The 18011-nt window shown below is 52.6% G+C and carries 7 protein-coding genes; 2 read left to right on the forward strand and 5 right to left on the reverse strand.

Annotated elements, in window-relative coordinates; genetic code table 11:
- Window positions 1-32 precede the first annotated feature (32 nt).
- From FLT43_RS03175 to FLT43_RS03195, 5 genes are all read right to left on the reverse strand, one after another.
- A complete protein-coding gene (locus FLT43_RS03175) occupies window positions 33-548 on the reverse strand; it encodes a C39 family peptidase (protein ID WP_087440565.1) in 516 nt (171 codons plus the stop codon).
- A 63-nt stretch (window positions 549-611) separates the two neighbouring features.
- Window positions 612-1166 (reverse strand): GNAT family N-acetyltransferase, encoded by a 555-nt coding sequence (locus FLT43_RS03180; RefSeq protein ID WP_087440566.1) that lies wholly within the window; start codon window positions 1164-1166, stop codon window positions 612-614.
- Window positions 1167-1521: 355 nt separating this feature from the next.
- Window positions 1522-14949 (reverse strand): non-ribosomal peptide synthetase, encoded by a 13428-nt coding sequence (locus FLT43_RS03185; protein ID WP_244951381.1) that lies wholly within the window; start codon window positions 14947-14949, stop codon window positions 1522-1524.
- A 942-nt stretch (window positions 14950-15891) separates the two neighbouring features.
- Window positions 15892-16305 carry a hypothetical protein gene (locus tag FLT43_RS03190; protein ID WP_087441222.1) on the reverse strand — a complete coding sequence of 138 codons (414 nt, stop codon included), beginning with the start codon at window positions 16303-16305 and terminating at the stop codon, window positions 15892-15894.
- Between the two features lies 1 nt (window position 16306).
- Window positions 16307-16669, reverse strand: a complete 363-nt coding sequence (locus FLT43_RS03195; RefSeq protein WP_087441221.1) for a YybH family protein — start codon at window positions 16667-16669, stop codon at window positions 16307-16309.
- Between the two features lie 130 nt (window positions 16670-16799).
- Between FLT43_RS03195 and FLT43_RS03200 the strand changes: the two genes are divergently transcribed.
- Together FLT43_RS03200 and FLT43_RS03205 are read left to right on the forward strand one after the other, a co-directional pair.
- Entirely contained in the window at window positions 16800-17306 is a 507-nt protein-coding gene (locus FLT43_RS03200; protein ID WP_244194085.1) for a hypothetical protein, read from the forward strand.
- A 63-nt stretch (window positions 17307-17369) separates the two neighbouring features.
- Window positions 17370-17954: a putative ABC transporter permease gene (locus FLT43_RS03205; RefSeq protein ID WP_087441220.1), complete on the forward strand. Its 585-nt coding sequence runs from the start codon at window positions 17370-17372 to the stop codon at window positions 17952-17954.
- Window positions 17955-18011 lie beyond the last annotated feature (57 nt).

Raw genomic sequence — 18011 nt, forward strand, 5'->3', positions numbered from 1 at the left:
AGCTCGCATGATCTTGGCCGGATACAGGTTAATCAGAAACCCTGACCCTTCTGAATAATTTGACATGCGCAGCCCGTGAAGCAATCAAAAAATGCCGCTTCCTCGATCTGCCTTACATTTTCTCCGCTGTCACCCTTATACCAAGGATCCAAATAAGTAAATACCGGGCCCTTCTTGTCCACGACGACAACCCAGTGCCCGTGCGGCTCAAATTCGTCTCCATCGTCTCTCATCAGCACCATGATAGGCCCGCCCAACAGACAAGTTTCCCACTCATGCTTGAAAAAAGACACCCGGAACAAAATCTTCCTGTCCACTAAAAACCGGTACACGTCCTCCGGATATACGCCAATCGGAGGATCGGTTGCTTGATAGCCTTTGATGGCTGGCGGTTCAGTCAACCGCAGCTCTTGGGCCAATTGAAAAAACGTCAGCTCATCCGCAAGCTGATGATAACGCAGAAGCATCAATAGGCTCGCAACCCCGCAAGCAACCTCCGGATGATAATCCTGATCATGCTGGCTTACAAAAAATGAATGATACATCATACCTATATATCCTTCCTCTCGAAAAAGTAGATTAGATTCCCCATGCCTAACTCTTCCTGCACTCTACCGAGTTTTGCCTTGTGCGGCATATTCCGAATACAAGATCGAATAGAAGAACTGATCCGTCCAACGCTCATTCCAGTACAGTTCTTCCTTGAACACGCCTTCCCTTCTCATCCCAATATGCTCCATCAGCGCTGACGAACGATGATTATGGGCATTGCACATGCCGACGACCTTATGTGCACCCAGCTTGTTGAACGCCAATGCCAGCAGCAGCTCCGTCGCTTCACGTCCGTAACCGCGTCCCCCATATTCCGGCAATATCGCGAACCCGATTTCCCAGCTTTTCCGCCAATCGACATAGCTCCATATCTGTGCTATCCCGATAGGGCTGGCTGCCTGATCCGAAGTCAGCCTTACGACAAAATCATAGCTTGCCCCTTCTTCATCTTCGTTTATAGCGAATTTCTCCAGAAAATTCTCCCTTGCCTCTTCCTCACTCGGAACCGACTCCTCAAAATGCCATAAATCCTTATCACATTCCATGCGGCACAGAAAGTCCAAGTCTTGTTCTGCGATCAAAGTTAATTCGATTCTTTCACCCTGTAGTTTCACGACGAGCCTCTCCCATCACATCATTCAATTTACCTCGCATAAAAATGATTCAGCCCACTGCCTTCCAATATTGTACCAAGAAAGAGGTTTCTTTGAAATATATTCCTCCGACGGCTTGCACAGCCTCCTTCCTCTTTTCATCGGGCTCCCCGCTTCTTCCTCTAGAGGCAGCACTTTCATCATTTTCGATATCACCTTGAGAGCGCTATGCTTTAGAACGATTCGTTCTAGACACTCATACCCAGATAGTGTTGACGCTTCGCCAGCAATCGTACCATTGTTTGTATTCGTCTACAGAAAATGGCGCCAAAGCGGAACAATCAGCCCGGCGCCATTTTGCGATCTTCATTTTCCGCTAAAAACGATATACCAAATGGTTTTTTTCGAATATTTCATTTATGATGCGTTGAATGACCTTCGAGTTCTCCTCGACACAACCAGGTACAAGCACCTCCATGTGTTGGCCATACAGTTCATACTCGACATAACATTTTGAGGTTGCCTGCTTCCATAATAGTACATCGTGATTTTCAGCTTCCCTGATTGTTGAACTTTCTGCAACCAAGCCGTAGATGTTCGCTTGGACGACCCCTGTATTTACGAGTTCATTCCAATACATGTGGTAAGCACGCATTTTATTTCTCACTTTTTCCCTTGTAACTGGTGCATTTAGAACTTGTTTAAAATGCTCAGGAACAACCTCCAATAATTGAGTGATCTGTTGGTCTATTTCCCCGGGCGATTCTTCTTTCCGGCTCTTTCGTTTCATCGAGTCTACCATAATGATATCCGATACTTTGTACCCTCTTTTTTCCATTGCTTTAGCAACTTCAAACGCCAGATTGCCTCCCGCAGAGTAACCCAAAAATACATAAGGCCCTTTCTCTTGAATACTTATAATAGAATTCACATATTGATCCAGCATATCTGTGTGAGCATAGTTACCTTCTATAAATTCGATCGCGTAGACTACACAGTGATCTTCAAGATGTTTGGCCATTTCGGAAAAAGCAATGCCATACCCCAGCGCAGGAGGAAAGCAGAAAACATTCATTAGCCCATTTTTGTTCAGTTTTATGATATTGCTTCCATTCTGCTGTTCAAACTTGTTAAACTTTCGTTGTAAAAGCTCAATAGCCATTTCTTCTATGGTAGGCATCTCAAATACGACACGAAGAGGAATATTCATTTCCATCTCTGCATGAATCTTCTGAATCAATTGCAGCACTTTTAAAGAGTGCCCCCCAATGTCAAAGAAGTTGTCCTTCACGCCAATGCGTGAAAGCCCAAGCACCTCTTGCCAGATTTGCGCGAGCTGCGCTTCCATCGCTGTGCGCGGAGCCACGAAGTTGGCTCCGGCTTGCATGCTTCCGTCGGGCGCCGGAAGGGCTTTACGGTCAATTTTTCCGTTTGGCGTCAGCGGCATGTGCTCCAGCTGCACAAAGCAGGAAGGCACCATATAGCCCGGTAGTTTCTGAGAAAGCGCGCTTCTCAGTTCGCCTGCCGTCAGCTCTTTGTCCGCTACGATATAGGCGCATAAATACGGCTGTCCGCCTCCATCCTCCCGAGCGATCGCGACCGCTTCCTGAACCGAAGTTATCTTCAACAGCTGCGCCTCCACCTCGCCCAGCTCGATCCGGTATCCCCGAATCTTCACCTGATGGTCGATTCGGCCCAGATACTCGATATTCCCGTCCGGCAGCCACTTGGCCAGATCACCCGTCCGGTACATCCGTGCGCCCGGTTCGAACGGGTTGTCCACGAACCTCTCCTCGGTCAGCTCCGGATGATTCAAGTAACCGCGGGCCACACCCGCGCCTGAGATGCAGAGCTCCCCGGGTATACCGATAGGCAGCAATTGATCGTTGGCCCCCAAGATATACACCCGATGATTCGGGAGCGGACGGCCGATAGGCACCAGCTTCCCAGCCGGAGCGATAACATTTCCGGCCGTGGCGACACCATTTCCAGCGGCAGCATTCCCAGCGGCAGCAACAGTCGTTGCCGGCCATATCGTGGTCACAATCGAGTCTTCTGTCGGACCATAGGCGTTGAAATACAACACGCTGTCCTGCCACTGCTGAACCAAATCCACGGAGCTGGCGGACCCTCCCGTGATCAATTTCTTCAAGCTTGGCAGGTTGCCCGGGGTTAAGGCTGCCGCATAGGTCGGCGGTAAAAGTGCGGCCGTAATGTGATGACACCTCATATAGTCTTCAAATAACCGCGGATCCAAAATCGTCTCTTTCGCAGGAATATACAACGTCGCTCCCGTAAAGAGCGCCTTGAATATCTCCCAGCACGACGCATCAAAGGACAAGCTGGCGAATTGGACCACGTGGTCCTGCTCTCCGATGTGCAGCGTGTCATCGAACAGGGGCTTCAGATTGCACAGGCCGCGATGCTCGACCATCACCCCTTTCGGTCTGCCCGTCGTTCCCGACGTGTAGATCACGTAGGCCAGATGATCCGGCCCGGCAATCGGCTTCAAATTCGCTCCCTCCGCGCTGTACATTCGTTCGTCATCCAGCATCAAGCGTTTTCCCCCAAAGGAGTCTCCCTTCTGCAAATGGCTCTGTGTCAATAACAGCTTCGCTCCCGAATCCGTGAGCATATACCCAAGCCGTTCCTCCGGATATTCCGGGTCCATCGGCACATAGGCGCCTCCCGCTTTCATGATCGCCAGCATGCCCACGATCATCTCCAGCGAACGCTCGGCCAAGAGGCCGACGGGCTGATCCGGCCGAACCCCTTCAGCTCGTAACGTTCGCGCCAATTGATTCGCTTTTGTGTTCAATTCACGGTACGTCAGTTGGCTTCCCTCGTAGACGACAGCCGCTTGATCCGGCGTACGCTCCGCCTGTTCCTCAACCAACTGATGAATCGTCTTGTCGCGCGGATAGTCTGCCGCCGTCTCATTGAAGGTCTCCAGAATTTGCGCTTTCTCCTCCAGGCTGATGATCTCGATCGACGACAGCTTCCTGTTCGGGTCACTTAGAATGGTGTCGAGCACCTGCTTGAAGTGCCCGGCCATCCGCTCGATCGTTTCTTCCTTGAACAGCGAGCAGGCGTACTCGATGGTGCCTTCGATTCCTTCAGCACCCTCTGTCAAGCTGAAGGTCAGGTCGAACTTGGCGATGTGATGTTCGTGCGGGTAAAGCTTACAGATCAGCCCATCGAGGCTCACTTCGCTTTGCTCTATGTTTTGCAGAACAAACATCGTATCAAAGATCGGATTGCGGCTCACCTCTCTTGCCACATCCAGCTTGCTAACCAATTCTTCAAACGGATAGTCTTGGTTCTCATAAGCGCTCAGCGTATTTTCCTTGACTTCCTGCACATACTCCTGGAACGTCTTCTCCCCCGCCGGCGCATTGCGCATCGCCAGCGTGTTCACGAACATCCCCACAAGCGGCTCCAGATCCGCATGCGCTCTTCCCGCAATCGGCGTTCCCACGATAATATCTTCCTGTCCGCTGTACTTGGACAGCAAGGTGGTATAGGCCGCAAGCAAGACCATGTACAGCGTCGTTCCGGTTTGCAGGGCAAGCTGCCTTACTTTCTCCCTTCTCTGCTGGTCGATGACAAATTGAAACGTATTTCCGGTAAAGCTTCTGACCAATGGCCGGGTATAGTCCGCGGGCAGATCGAGCACCGGAACTTCTCCGCCGAACACCTCCAGCCAATACGCTTCCTGCTTGCTCATCCGTTCACGCTGCATTTCTCCCTGCTGCCATGCCGCATAATCCTTGTACTGTATGCGAAGCGGCGGCAGCTCCGCTCCCTCGTACAACTGCGCGAACTCCCGAAGGAACAGGCCCAGGGAAGCTCCATCCGAGATGATATGGTGCATGTCAAAGAGCAACAGATGGCGATCCGGCCGCAGCTCGAGGAGTCTCGCTCGCAAGAGCGGCGGCTGACGAAGATCAAACGGGCGCATGAATTCCCGAAGGTGAGCATTCGCTTCCTCTTCCTTCACCTGTACGTGCTTCACCGCAAATGCCACGTCCCGGTGTACCCGCTGCACCGCTTCACCGCCGACCAGTTCAAAGCCGGTCCGCAGCGTCTCGTGACGGCGAATAAGTTGGCGGAACGCTTCCTCCAGCCGCTTCCGCTCCAATGCCCCTTCTATCTCCAGCACGCCCGGCATATTGTAGCTGAGCTCTCCGCCTTCCATCTGGCTCAAAATGTACAAGCGTTTTTGGGCGGATGAGACAGGGTAATAGGCGCTCTCCTGCGTGATCGGGATCGACCTATACGCGGCCTGGTGTTCCTTGTCCGTTATAACTTCCGCCATTTGCTCAATCGTCGGGGATTGGAAGACCTCCCTCAGCGGCATCTCGATCCCCATCTCTTTGTGCAGCTTGGCCACCAACGCCGTTGCCCGCAACGAATGTCCGCCGATGTCAAAGAAGTGGTCCTTCACGCCGATGCGCGGAAGCCCAAGCACCTCTTGCCAGATTTGTGCGAGCTGGCCTTCAACCGCTGTGCGCGGAGCCACGTAATCGGCTCCGGTTTGCATGCTTCCGTCGGGCGCTGGCAGGGCTTTACGGTTAATTTTTCTGTTTGGCGTCAGCGGCATGTACTCTAGCTGCACAAAGCAGGAAGGAACCATGTAGCCCGGTAGTTTCTGAGAAAGCGCACTTTTCAGTTCGCCTGACGTCAGCTCTTTGTCCGCTACGATATAGGCGCATAAATACGGCTGACCGTCTCCATCCTCCCGGGCGAGCGCGACCGCTTCCTGAACCGAAGCTATCTTCAACAGCTGCGCCTCCACCTCGCCCAGCTCGATCCGGTACCCCCGAATCTTTACCTGATGATCGATTCGGCCCAGATACTCGATATTCCCGTCCGGCAGCCACTTGGCCAGATCACCCGTCCGGTACATCCGCTCGCCTGGTTCGAACGGGTTGTCCACGAACCTCTCCTCGGTCAGCTTCGGACGATTCAAGTACCCGCGGGCCACACCCGCGCCTGAAATGCAGAGCTCCCCGGGTATACCGACCGGCAGCAATTGATCGTTCGCATCCACGATATACACCCGATGATTCTGAATCGGACGGCCGATCGACACCAGCTTCCCAGCCGGAGCCATTACACTTCCGACCGGAGCGGCAGCATTCCCGGCCGTAGCGATAGGATTTCCAACGGCAGTATTCCCTGCGGCAGCAACAGTCGTTGCCGGCCAGATCGTGGTCACAATCGAGTCTTCCGTTGGACCATAGGCGTTGAAATACAACACGCTGTCTTGCCACTGCCGAACCAAATCCACGGAACTGGCGGAGCCCCCCGTGATCAACTTTTTCAAGCTTGGCAAGTTGCCCGGAGTTAAGGCTGCCGCGTAGGTTGGCGGTAAAAGAGCGGCCGTAATGCAATGACGGCTCATATAGTCTTCAAATAACCGCGGATCAAAAATCGTCTCTTTTGTCGGAATATACAATGTCGCGCCTGTAAAAAACGCCTTGAATATCTCCCAGCACGACGCATCAAAGGACAAGCTTGCGAATTGGACCACGTGGTCCTGTTCTCCGATGTGCAGCGTGTCTTCAAACAGGGGCTTCAGATTGCAGAGGCCGCGATGCTCAACCATCACCCCTTTCGGTCTGCCCGTCGTTCCCGACGTGTAGATCACGTAGGCCAGATGATCCGGCCCGGCCATCGGCTCCAAGTTCGATCCGGCTTCACTGTACATTCGTTCGTCATCCAGCATCAAGCATTTTCCGTCAAATGATACACACTTCTGTAAATGACTCTGTGACAATAACAGCTTCGCTCCCGAATCCGTGAGCATATACCCAATCCGCTCCTCCGGATATTCCGGGTCCATCGGCACATAGGCGCCTCCCGCTTTCATGATCGCTAGCATGCCCACGATCATCTCCAGCGAACGCTCGGCCAGGAGGCCGACGGGTTGATCCGGGCGTACCCCTTCGGCTCGTAACGTTCGCGCCAATTGATTCGCTTTTGTGTTCAATTCGCGGTACGTCAGTTGGCTTCCCTCGTAGACGACAGCCGCTCGATCCGGCGTACGCTCCGCCTGTTCCTCAATCAACTGATGAATCGTTTTGTCGCGCGGATAGTCTGCCGCCGTCTCATTGAAGGTCTCCAGAATCTGCGCTTTCTCCTCCGGGCTGATGATCTCGATCGACGACAGCTTCCTGTTCGGATCACTTAGAATGGTGTCGAGCACCTGCTGGAAGTGCCCGGCCATCCGCCTGATCGTTTCCTCCTTGTACAGCGAACAGGCGTACTCGATGGTACCTGCGATTCCTTCAGCTCCCTCTGTCAAGCTGAAGGTCAGGTCAAACTTGGCGATGTGATGTTCGTTCGGGTAAAGCGTACAGGTCAGACCTTCGATGCTCACTTCGCTTTGCTCTATGTTTTGCAGTACAAACATCGTATCAAAGAGCGGATTGCGGCTCACCTCTCTTGCCACATCCAGCTTGCTAACCAATTCTTCAAACGGATAGTCTTGGTTCTCATAAGCGCTCAGCGTATTTTCCTTGACTTCCTGCACGTACTCCTGGAACGTCTTCTCCCCCGCCGGCGCATTGCGCATCGCCAGCGTGTTCACGAACATCCCCACAAGCGGCTCCAGATCCGCATGCGTTCTTCCCGCAATCGGCGTTCCCACGATAATATCTTCCTGCCCGCTGTACTTGGACAGCAGAGTGGTATAGGCCGCAAGCAAGACCATGTACAGCGTCGTTCCGGTTTGCAGGGCAAGCTGCCTTACTTTCTCCCTTCTCTGCTGGTCGATGACAAATTGAAACGTATTTCCCTCAAAGCTTCTGACCAATGGCCGGGTATAGTCCGCGGGCAGATCGAGCACCGGGACTTCTCCGCCGAACACCTCCAGCCAATACGCTTCCTGCTTGCTCATCCGTTCACGCTGCATTTCTCCCTGCTGCCATGCCGCATAATCCTTGTACTGTATGCGAAGCGGCGGCAGCTCTGCTCCCTCGTACAACTGCGCGAACTCTCGCAGGAACAGGCCCAAGGAAGCTCCATCGGAGATGATATGGTGCATGTCAAAGAGCAACAGATGGCGATCCGGCCGCAGCTCGAGGAGTCTCGCTCGCAAGAGCGGCGGCTGACGAAGATCAAACGGGCGCATGAATTTCCGAAGGTGAGCATTCGCTTCCTCTTCCTTCACCCGTACGTGCTCCACCGCAAATGCCACGTCCCGGTGTACCCGCTGCACCGCTTCACCGCCGACCAGTTCAAAGCCGGTCCGCAGCGTCTCGTGACGGCGAATCAGTTGGCGGAACGCTTCCTCCAGCCGTTCCCGATCCAACGCTCCTTCCATCTCCAGCACGCCCGGCATATTGTAGCTGAGCTCTCCGCCTTCCAGCTGGCTCAAAATGTACAAGCGTTTTTGCGCGGATGAGAGAGGATAATAGGCGCTCTCCTCTGTAATCGGAATAGGCCTGTACGCGACCTGGCGTTCCTTATCCGTAATAGCCTTGCCCGTGATCACTTCCGCCATTTGCTCAATCGTCGGGGATTGGAAGACCTCCCTCAGCGGCATCTCGATCCCCATCTCTTTGTGCAGCTTGGCCACCAACGCCGTTGCCCGCAACGAATGTCCGCCGATGTCAAAGAAGTGGTCCTTCACGCCGATGCGCGGAAGCCCAAGCACCTCTTGCCAGATTTGCGCGAGCTGCGCTTCCACCGCTGTGCGCGGAGCCACGTGTTCTGCTCCGGTTTGCATGCTTCCGTCAGGTTCCGGCAGGGCTTTACGGTCAATTTTTCCGTTTGGCGTCAGCGGCATGTGCTCCAGCTGCACAAAGCAGGAAGGCACCATGTAGCCCGGCAACGCTTGAGATAACGCATTTCTCAGTTCGCCTGACGTCAGCTCTTTGTCCGCGACGATATAGGCACATAAATACGGCTGTCCGTCTCCGTCCTCTCGGGCGATCGCGACCGCCTCCTGAACCGAAGCTATCTTCAACAGCTGCGCCTCCACCTCGCCCAGCTCGATCCGGTACCCCCGAATCTTGACCTGATGATCGACTCGGCCCAGATACTCGATATTCCCGTCCGGCAGCCACTTGGCCAGATCACCCGTCCGGTACATCCGCGCCCCCGGTTCGAACGGGTTATCCGCGAACCTCTCCCCGGTCAGCTCCGGACGATTCAAGTAACCGCGGGCCACACCCGCGCCTGAAATGCAGAGTTCCCCAGGTATACCGATCGGCAGCAATTGATCGTTGGCCCCCACGATATACACCCTATGATTCGGAATCGGACGGCCAATCGACACCAGTTTCCCATCCAGAGCGATAACATGTCCGACCGGAGCGGCAGCATTCCCGGCCGTGGCGACAGCATTTCCAGCGGCAGCAACAGTCGTTGCCGGCCATATCGTGGTCACAATCGAGTCTTCCGTCGGACCATAAGCGTTGAAATACAACACGCTGTCTTGCCACTGCTGAACCAATTCCACGGAGCTGGCGGACCCTCCCGTGATCAATTTCTTCAAGCTTGGCAGGTTGCCCGGGGTTAAGGCTGCCGCATAGGTTGGCGGTAAAAGTGCGGCCGTAATGCGGTGACGGCTCATATAGTCTTGAAATAACCGCGGATCCAAAATCGTATCTTTTGCCGGAATATACAACGTCGCGCCTGTAAATAACGCCTTGAATATCTCCCAGCACGACGCATCAAAGGACAAGCTGGCAAATTGGACCACGTGGTCCTGCTCTCTGATGTGCAGCGTGTCATCGAACAGGGGCTTCAGATTGCAGAGGCCGCGATGCTCGACCATCACCCCTTTCGGTTTGCCTGTCGTTCCCGACGTGTAGATCACGTAGGCCAGATAATCCGGCCCGGCAATCGGCTTCAAATTCGCTCCCTCCGCGCTGTACATTCGTTCGTCATCCAGCATCAAGCGTTTTCCCCCAAAGGAGTCTCCCTTCTGCAAATGGCTCTGTGTCAATAACAGCTTCGCTCCCGAATCCGTGAGCATATACCCAAGCCGTTCCTCCGGATATTCCGGGTCCATCGGCACATAGGCGCCTCCCGCTTTCATGATCGCTAACATGCCCACGATCATCTCCAGCGAACGCTCGGCCAAGAGGCCGACGGGCTGATCCGGCCGAACCCCTTCGGCTCGTAACGTTCGCGCCAATTGATTCGCTTTTGTGTTCAATTCACGGTACGTCAGTTGGCTTCCCTCGTAGACGACAGCCGCTTGATCCGGCGTACGCTCCGCCTGTTCCTCAACCAACTGATGAATCGTCTTGTCGCGCGGATAGTCTGCCGCCGTATCATTGAAGGTCTCCAGAATCTGCGCTTTCTCTTCCGGGCTGATGATCTCGATCGACGACAGCTTCCTGTTCGGATCACTTAGAATGGTGTCGAGCACCTGCTGGAAGTGCCCGGCCATCCGCCTGATCGTTTCCTCCTTGTACAGCGAACAGGCGTACTCGATGGTACCTGCGATTCCTTCAGCTCCCTCTGTCAAGCTGAAGGTCAGGTCGAACTTGGCGATGTCATGTTCGTGCGGGTAAAGCTTACAGGTCAGCCCATCGAGGCTCACTTCGCTTTGCTCTATGTTTTGCAGAACAAACATCGTATCAAAGAGCGGATTGCGGCTCACCTCTCTTGCCACATCCAGCTTGCTGACCAATTCTTCAAAAGGATAGTCTTGGTTCTCGTAGGCGCTCAGCGTATTTTCCTTGACTTCCTGCATGTACTCCTGGAACGTCTTCTCCCCAGACGGCGCATTGCGCATCGCCAGCGTGTTCACGAACATCCCCACAAGCGGCTCCAGATCCGCATGCGTTCTTCCCGCAATCGGCGTTCCCACGATAATATCTTCCTGTCCGCTGTACTTGGACAGCAAGGTGGTATAGGCCGCAAGCAAGACCATGTACAGCGTCGTTCCGGTTTGCAGGGCAAGCTGCCTTACTTTCTCCCTTCTCTGCTGGTCGATGACAAATTGAAACGTATTTCCGGTAAAGCTTCTGACCAATGGCCGGGTATAGTCCGCGGGCAGATCGAGCACCGGAACTTCTCCGCCGAACACCTCCAGCCAATACGCTTCCTGCTTGCTCATCCGTTCACGCTGCATTTCTCCCTGCTGCCATACCGCATAATCCTTGTACTGAATGCGAAGCGACGGCAGCTCCGCTCCCTCGTACAACTGCACCAACTCCCGAAGAAATATCTCCATGGAAGCTCCATCGGAGATGATATGGTGCATGTCAAAAAGCAACAGATGGCGTTCCGGCTCCAGTTCGAGCAGTCTCACTCGTAAGAGCGGCGGCTTACGAAGATCAAACGCGTGCATGAACTCCCGAAGGTGAGCGTTCGCTTCCTCTTCCTTCACCTGTACGTGCTCCACCGCAAATGCCACGTCCCGGTGTACCCGCTGCACCGCTTCACCGCCGACCAGTTCAAAGCCGGTCCGCAGCGTCTCGTGACGGCGAATCAGTTGGCGGAACGCTTCCTCCAGCCGTTCCCGATCCAACGCTCCTTCCATCTCCAGCACGCCCGGCATATTGTAGCTGAGCTCTCCGCCTTCCAGCTGGCTCAAAATGTACAAGCGTTTTTGCGCGGATGAGAGAGGATAATAGGCGCTCTCCTCTGTAATCGGAATAGGCCTGTACGCGACCTGGCGTTCCTTATCCGTAATAGCCTTGCCCGTGATCACTTCCGCCATTTGCTCAATCGTCGGGGATTGGAAGACCTCCCTCAGCGGCATCTCGATCCCCATCTCTTTGTGCAGCTTGGCCACCAACGCCGTTGCCCGCAACGAATGTCCGCCGATGTCAAAGAAGTGGTCCTTCACGCCGATGCGCGGAAGCCCAAGCACCTCTTGCCAGATTTGCGCGAGCTGCGCTTCCACCGCTGTGCGCGGAGCCACGTGTTCTGCTCCGGTTTGCATGCTTCCGTCAGGTTCCGGCAGGGCTTTACGGTCAATTTTTCCGTTTGGCGTCAGCGGCATGTGCTCCAGCTGCACAAAGCAGGAAGGCACCATGTAGCCCGGCAACGCTTGAGATAACGCATTTCTCAGTTCGCCTGACGTCAGCTCTTTGTCCGCGACGATATAGGCACATAAATACGGCTGTCCGTCTCCGTCCTCCCGGGCGATCGCGACCGCCTCCTGAACCGAAGCTATCTTCAACAGCTGCGCCTCCACCTCGCCCAGCTCGATCCGGTACCCCCGAATCTTGACCTGATGATCGACTCGGCCCAGATACTCGATATTCCCGTCCGGCAGCCACTTGGCCAGATCACCCGTCCGGTACATCCGCGCCCCCGGTTCGAACGGGTTATCCGCGAACCTCTCCCCGGTCAGCTCCGGACGATTCAAGTAACCGCGGGCCACACCCGCGCCTGAAATGCAGAGTTCCCCGGGTATACCGATCGGCAGCAATTGATCGTTGGCCCCCAAGATATACACCCGATGATTCGGGAGCGGACGGCCGATAGGCACCAGCTTCCCAGCCGGAGCGATAGCATTCCCGGCCGTGGCGACAGCATTTCCAGCGGCAGCATTCCCAGCGGCAGCAACAGTCGTTGCCGGCCATATCGTGGTCACAATCGAGTCTTCCGTCGGACCATAAGCGTTGAAATACAACACGCTGTCCTGCCACTGCTGAACCAAATCCACGGAGCTGGCGGACCCTCCCGTGATCAATTTCTTCAAGCTTGGCAAGTTGCCTGGAGATAAGGCTGCCGCGTAGGTCGGCGGTAAAAGTGCGGCCGTAATGTGATGACGCCTCATATAGTCTTCAAATAACCGCGGATCCAAAATCGTCTCTTTTGCAGGAATATATAATGCCGCGCCTGTAAATAACGCCTTGAACATCTCCCAGCACGACGCATCAAAGGACAAGCTGGCGAATTGGACCACGTGATCCTGCTCTCCGATGTGCAGCGTGTTCTCGAACAGGGGCTTGAGATTGCATAGGCCGCGATGCTCGACCATCACCCCTTTCGGCTTGCCCGTCGTTCCCGACGTATAGATCACATAAGCCAGAGAATCCGGACCGGCCATCGGCTCCAAGTTCGATCCGGCTTCACTGTACATTTGTTCGTCATCCAGCATCAAGCGTTTTCCGTCAAACGATTCACACTTCTGCAAGTGGCTCTGTGTCAATAACAGCTTCGCTCCCGAATCCGTGAGCATATACCCAAGCCGTTCCTCCGGATATTCCGGGTCCATCGGCACATAGGCGCCTCCCGCTTTCATGATCGCTAACATGCCCACGATCATCTCCAGCGAACGCTCGGCCAAGAGGCCGACGGGCTGATCCGGCCGAACCCCTTCAGCTCGTAACGTTCGCGCCAATTGATTCGCTTTTGTGTTCAATTCACGGTACGTCAGTTGGCTTCCCTCGTAGACGACAGCCGCTCGATCCGGCGTACGCTCCGCCTGTTCCTCAACCAACTGATGAATCGTCTTGCCGCGCGGATAGTCTGCCCAAGTGTCATTAAATACGTTAAGTATCGTATTTTTCTCTTCCTCACTAATCAGAGATACCTCAACTATTTTTTCTAATGGACGATGAATCATATGTTCGGCAATCGTGATGATCTGCTGCAGCATTTGCTGTATTTCATTTTCTTCAAATATGTGCGTGCGATAATGCACATCAAGCACAAGCTGCTGATCATTCGACATTTCTTTAATATGAAGTACGCAATCATTCCCCTCATGTCCGCCAAACTCAACTTTCGTTCTTACACTTAAGTTATCAAAATCGAGAAAACGTATGGCTTGATACTCTACTGCAAGACCGAACAGCCGTTGAATATCTTTGTTATTATGCTTCTCCCTCAAATCTTGAATTAATTGATTATAGGGATATTTTTGATGACGCAGAATCGTCTTCTGTTCTTTGGCCACCCTTTGAAGAAATGAGAGCAGCTCCAGTTCCGGTTCTACGGACATCCGCCCCGCTACTGTACTGGCGAACATACCAACCGTATCTTTTTCTTTCTTCGTTGTTCGGTTTGCATAAACGCTCCCAATCGTTATGTCATTCTGGTTGCTTGCTTTATGTAAGTAAATATACATAGCGGATAAAAAGAAAATAAACACACTGATTTTATTTTCCCGAGAAAATGTCATCAATTTGTGATAGAGAGCACTGCTTATTGTTAAGCTTTTTCTTTTTGCAGCTGTACTTGTCACCAGAGGATTATAGGACTTCATGCCTATTATCTCAGGGAGAGACTGGAACTTCTCCAACCAATACGCTTTATCCTTTTGGTAGCGCTCTGACTTCTCATAGTCCTGTTCCGTGTCAATGTAATCGGTGTAAGGCTGTTTTTCATCCCCTGCGGATAAAGTTCCTTCTGTCAGCTTTACATAATTTTCGGTAATCTGGTTAATAGCGAGGTTCATGGATATGCCATCAGATACGATGTGATGCACTTTGAAGCTGTATCGGTATTCCTCATCGTTAATTTTTAAAATAACAAACTGATATAAATCCGAATGAAGCAGCTTTATTGGCTTTCTGTTATGAAGATTCAACCATTCCTCTATATGCAATTCATCGTATTCTGAGAAATCCAAAAAATCGATTGGTTTATGTACATAGGGATCGACATATTGCATTGGTTCGCTGTTCTTCTGCGTTATTTTTATTCGAAAAGCTTCGTTTTGTTGAATGACTAACTGGATGGCTTGCTCCAAAAGCTCCCGATTTATCTTCCCTCTTATCGTAATTGTACCGGAGAGCATACATGTCGTTGTATTCGGATATAGCAATTCCGTATACCATATTCTTTGCTGCGCATGAGTTAAAGGGAACAATTTGATCACATTCTCATTCAATATTCATGACTCCTTTGGATATTCTGTTTCAGGTTCTTGGGACTACCGCTCTATCCTGTATTTCGTCAATCCATAATTCAAAAAAAATCGAGCACTGGGTCTCGCCGAAGTCGTTCCTGCGTGCGGCCACGCTTTGCTGCTACTAAGCCGCATTGCTAGTTCTGGTTGCTTTTAAAGCTGCTCCTTTCACTTCCGTATTATCTCAAATGACGTTTTTAATAGGATTGTTGCTGTTTATTACCAACGTTGGCCTTGTTTATATTTCTACCTCCTTTTTCCTCATTAGTCAAGTTATTACGTATTCAGAGAGTATGTACACGCATTCGAACGGCACCCATGTGGATACTGGAAATAATCAATACTCTTGAGGATTCGACGGCTTAACATCGCCCTCGCTGAGATTCACTCTCCCAACTGGTCCGGTTCCATATACTTTCACACTTCCTCCTCTTTCCCAGCCAGTCAAATCCGAACTTCCTTCACTCTTTGCGGCATTATCTCAATCGGTCAGCACCACCCTTTTGGCCCTTTTCACCAACATCCCAATCGGTTAGGGACTCATGCTTCCTTCTGTACCATCTTCCTGGGGACCGGGGATTCCTCCACTTGTTGCGCTATTCTGAGCCTCGGAAGATTCTTCATAAGAAGCTCCATACAATAATAAAAGAAGCCCGTTCGCTATCGGCGATACGGGCTGGCTGTCCAAACGGGTATAGCAGCATAAATCTAGATTGTTGCAGAGGCGAATCGCTCCAGGTACGCAGGCATATGAACGACCTTGCCGGTGACTCTCGCCGGTTCTGCCGCAAAGGCCATCATATGATTCCAGAAGCTTGTCCTTCACCTGCAAGTTCAATCTTTTCACCTATACACAAATAAGCCACACTGCACCTTCTTGTACAATGTGGCTTCCCTTCATGGCTATAGCTCCTACTCTTCTGCCGCGGCTCCCTCCGCTTCCGCATCATCGGTCTCATAGACGGATCGGTTGCAGCAGACCGTAGGATTGAAGTTGATTTTGACGAACACTTCATCCTGATCGGATCCCTTAATGAACCGCTGCTTGAGGCTCCCTTCCCCGCTCTCGTAGATGAAGGAAATCTTCACGTCCTTATAGCCGCGCACATAGCTATACCGAAACTCCTCCATCTCATAGGAATGAATCCTCGTCTCGGATTCCGCCTTGGCTTCGGCCAGCCAATCGTCGATCAACTCCTCATGCTCCGGTTCAATGGAATTGAATTCATAGGAAAATAAAAAAGGCGGCTCGCCGCTTGCGCGGCATCCGGCCACAAGCAAGACCATTCCGACGATCAGCAGCTTCATGAAGCGTGATGAGTTCATCCTACTTGTTGCTCAGATGCTCGTGAATGATTTTCCACCCATCGCCGCGCTTCACCAAGACGTTCGTCCCGCGTCCCTTGCCGGAAGCATGCCGGCCATCGATGAGCCCTTCCCAATGATACGAATAAATACAAGCAGCCGAATTCTCATCCTCCGCGATCCAGACCACATCTGTAACCGAATATTTCTCCTCCTTCACGATGTCCCATGCGTTCTCAAAATAACGCCGGATTTCTCCCGGCGTCGTGCATGTCTTGTCCGAGAACCAGTATACCGCGCTGCTGTCGACCCATGTACTGACATTCGAGAAATCATGAGTGTTGGTCGCGTCAATGTATCGATCTAGCGCATGTTTGTAGCTCATGAACGTCTTCCCTTCATTTTATAGTGTCCCTAGTATACAACATTTCCCATTCATCTGTCCCCTGCCTAGTTACTGCTTTCTTATATGCTGTGTTAAACTATGAAAAGGAATTGCTCAAAAAGTCTTTGCAATGATACAGCGAGAAGCCGGTCCGGTAACGAACAATTCCAATCCGCGCCAGCAGAAAAACGCAGCTTGCTGGGTACTCTATGCCCTGCATTTGCTGCTTGCCATCGGAGCGGTATTCGGAGGAACGGCGCTTGTCATCGATCCGAGCGGCCGCTTGTTAGGTGTGACCCTTTCGATTTTGAACACTTCGCCATTCACGAATTTTCTGATTCCCGGCCTCATTCTGCTCATCATGCTCGGCATCGGGCCGCTGCTTATCTGCTACGCCTTAATCAAAAGAACCCATTGGAAGGTTCCAAGCAAGCTTAACGTGTTCAAGGATACGCACTGGTCATGGGCATTCTCCCTCTATTGCGGATTCGCGCTCATTACCTGGATCACGCTGCAGACCTATTTCATTCAAGGTGTCGCCCTAATTCATGTTGTGTATGTTGCCTGGGGAATCGCCATTCAGATCGCGACGCTGCTGCCTTCCGTGCGCCGCCATTATTTGCTGGATCATGAATAATTCCAACATATGGAGCGAAATCTACAGCATAGAGAAAACGATCATGAGAGGTGGTTTCGCGATATGTTTTATCCGGCAGGGGAGCTGGTGCCGCATTCATCATTGCTGCATGAGGCGGCAGCCGTAGTGTTTTACTTTACCGTCTATTCGTTGTTAGGCTGGTTGTTGGAAAATATGTATAGTCTGGCTACGACGCGCGTCTTTTTCAAGGATGGGTTTCTATGGGGGCCATTCAAGCCGATGTACGGCTTTGCGCCGCTGCTCGTGGTCTATTTTGCCGCGCCGGAGACGCATTGGACTGTCGTACTCTTGCTCTGCTTCCTCGTGCCCACCTGCGTGGAATATGTGAGCGGCTGGCTGTTACAGACCTTTTTCCGTCGCCAATGGTGGGACTACTCGAACCTGCCGCTGCAGCTTCACGGCCATATTTGCCTGTCCTATTCCATATGCTGGGTCTTCCTCTCCTACCTGTGCCTACGGTGGATCCATCCCGTCCTGGTCTCCGTCTATCAGGCGGCGGAACCGTACTGGCAATGGGTGTTCCCTGCTGCAATATTGTATTTCGCCTTGGAATTGCTATACGCCATCCGGCGCCACTCGCCGCAGGACGAGTCTGCGGAGGATCACCAGCCAAGCCCGGCCCCGTAGATGGGCGTCGCGCCTGGCGGCCGGCTCGCTTTTATGCCGCGAATCGGCGCGAGCGGA

The organism is Paenibacillus thiaminolyticus, assembly GCF_007066085.1.
Taxonomy (GTDB): Bacteria; Bacillota; Bacilli; order Paenibacillales; family Paenibacillaceae; genus Paenibacillus_B; species Paenibacillus_B thiaminolyticus.

Excerpts from the sequence above, each read along its gene's own strand:
- FLT43_RS03175 (WP_087440565.1), bottom strand. The coding sequence starts at position 548 with ATGATGTATCATTCATTTTTTGTAAGCCAGCATGATCAGGATTATCAT.
- FLT43_RS03195 (WP_087441221.1), bottom strand. The coding sequence starts at position 16,669 with ATGAGCTACAAACATGCGCTAGATCGATACATTGACGCGACCAACACT.
- FLT43_RS03205 (WP_087441220.1), top strand. The coding sequence starts at position 17,370 with ATGTTTTATCCGGCAGGGGAGCTGGTGCCGCATTCATCATTGCTGCAT.
- FLT43_RS03200 (WP_244194085.1), top strand. The coding sequence starts at position 16,800 with ATGATACAGCGAGAAGCCGGTCCGGTAACGAACAATTCCAATCCGCGC.
- FLT43_RS03190 (WP_087441222.1), bottom strand. The coding sequence starts at position 16,305 with ATGAACTCATCACGCTTCATGAAGCTGCTGATCGTCGGAATGGTCTTG.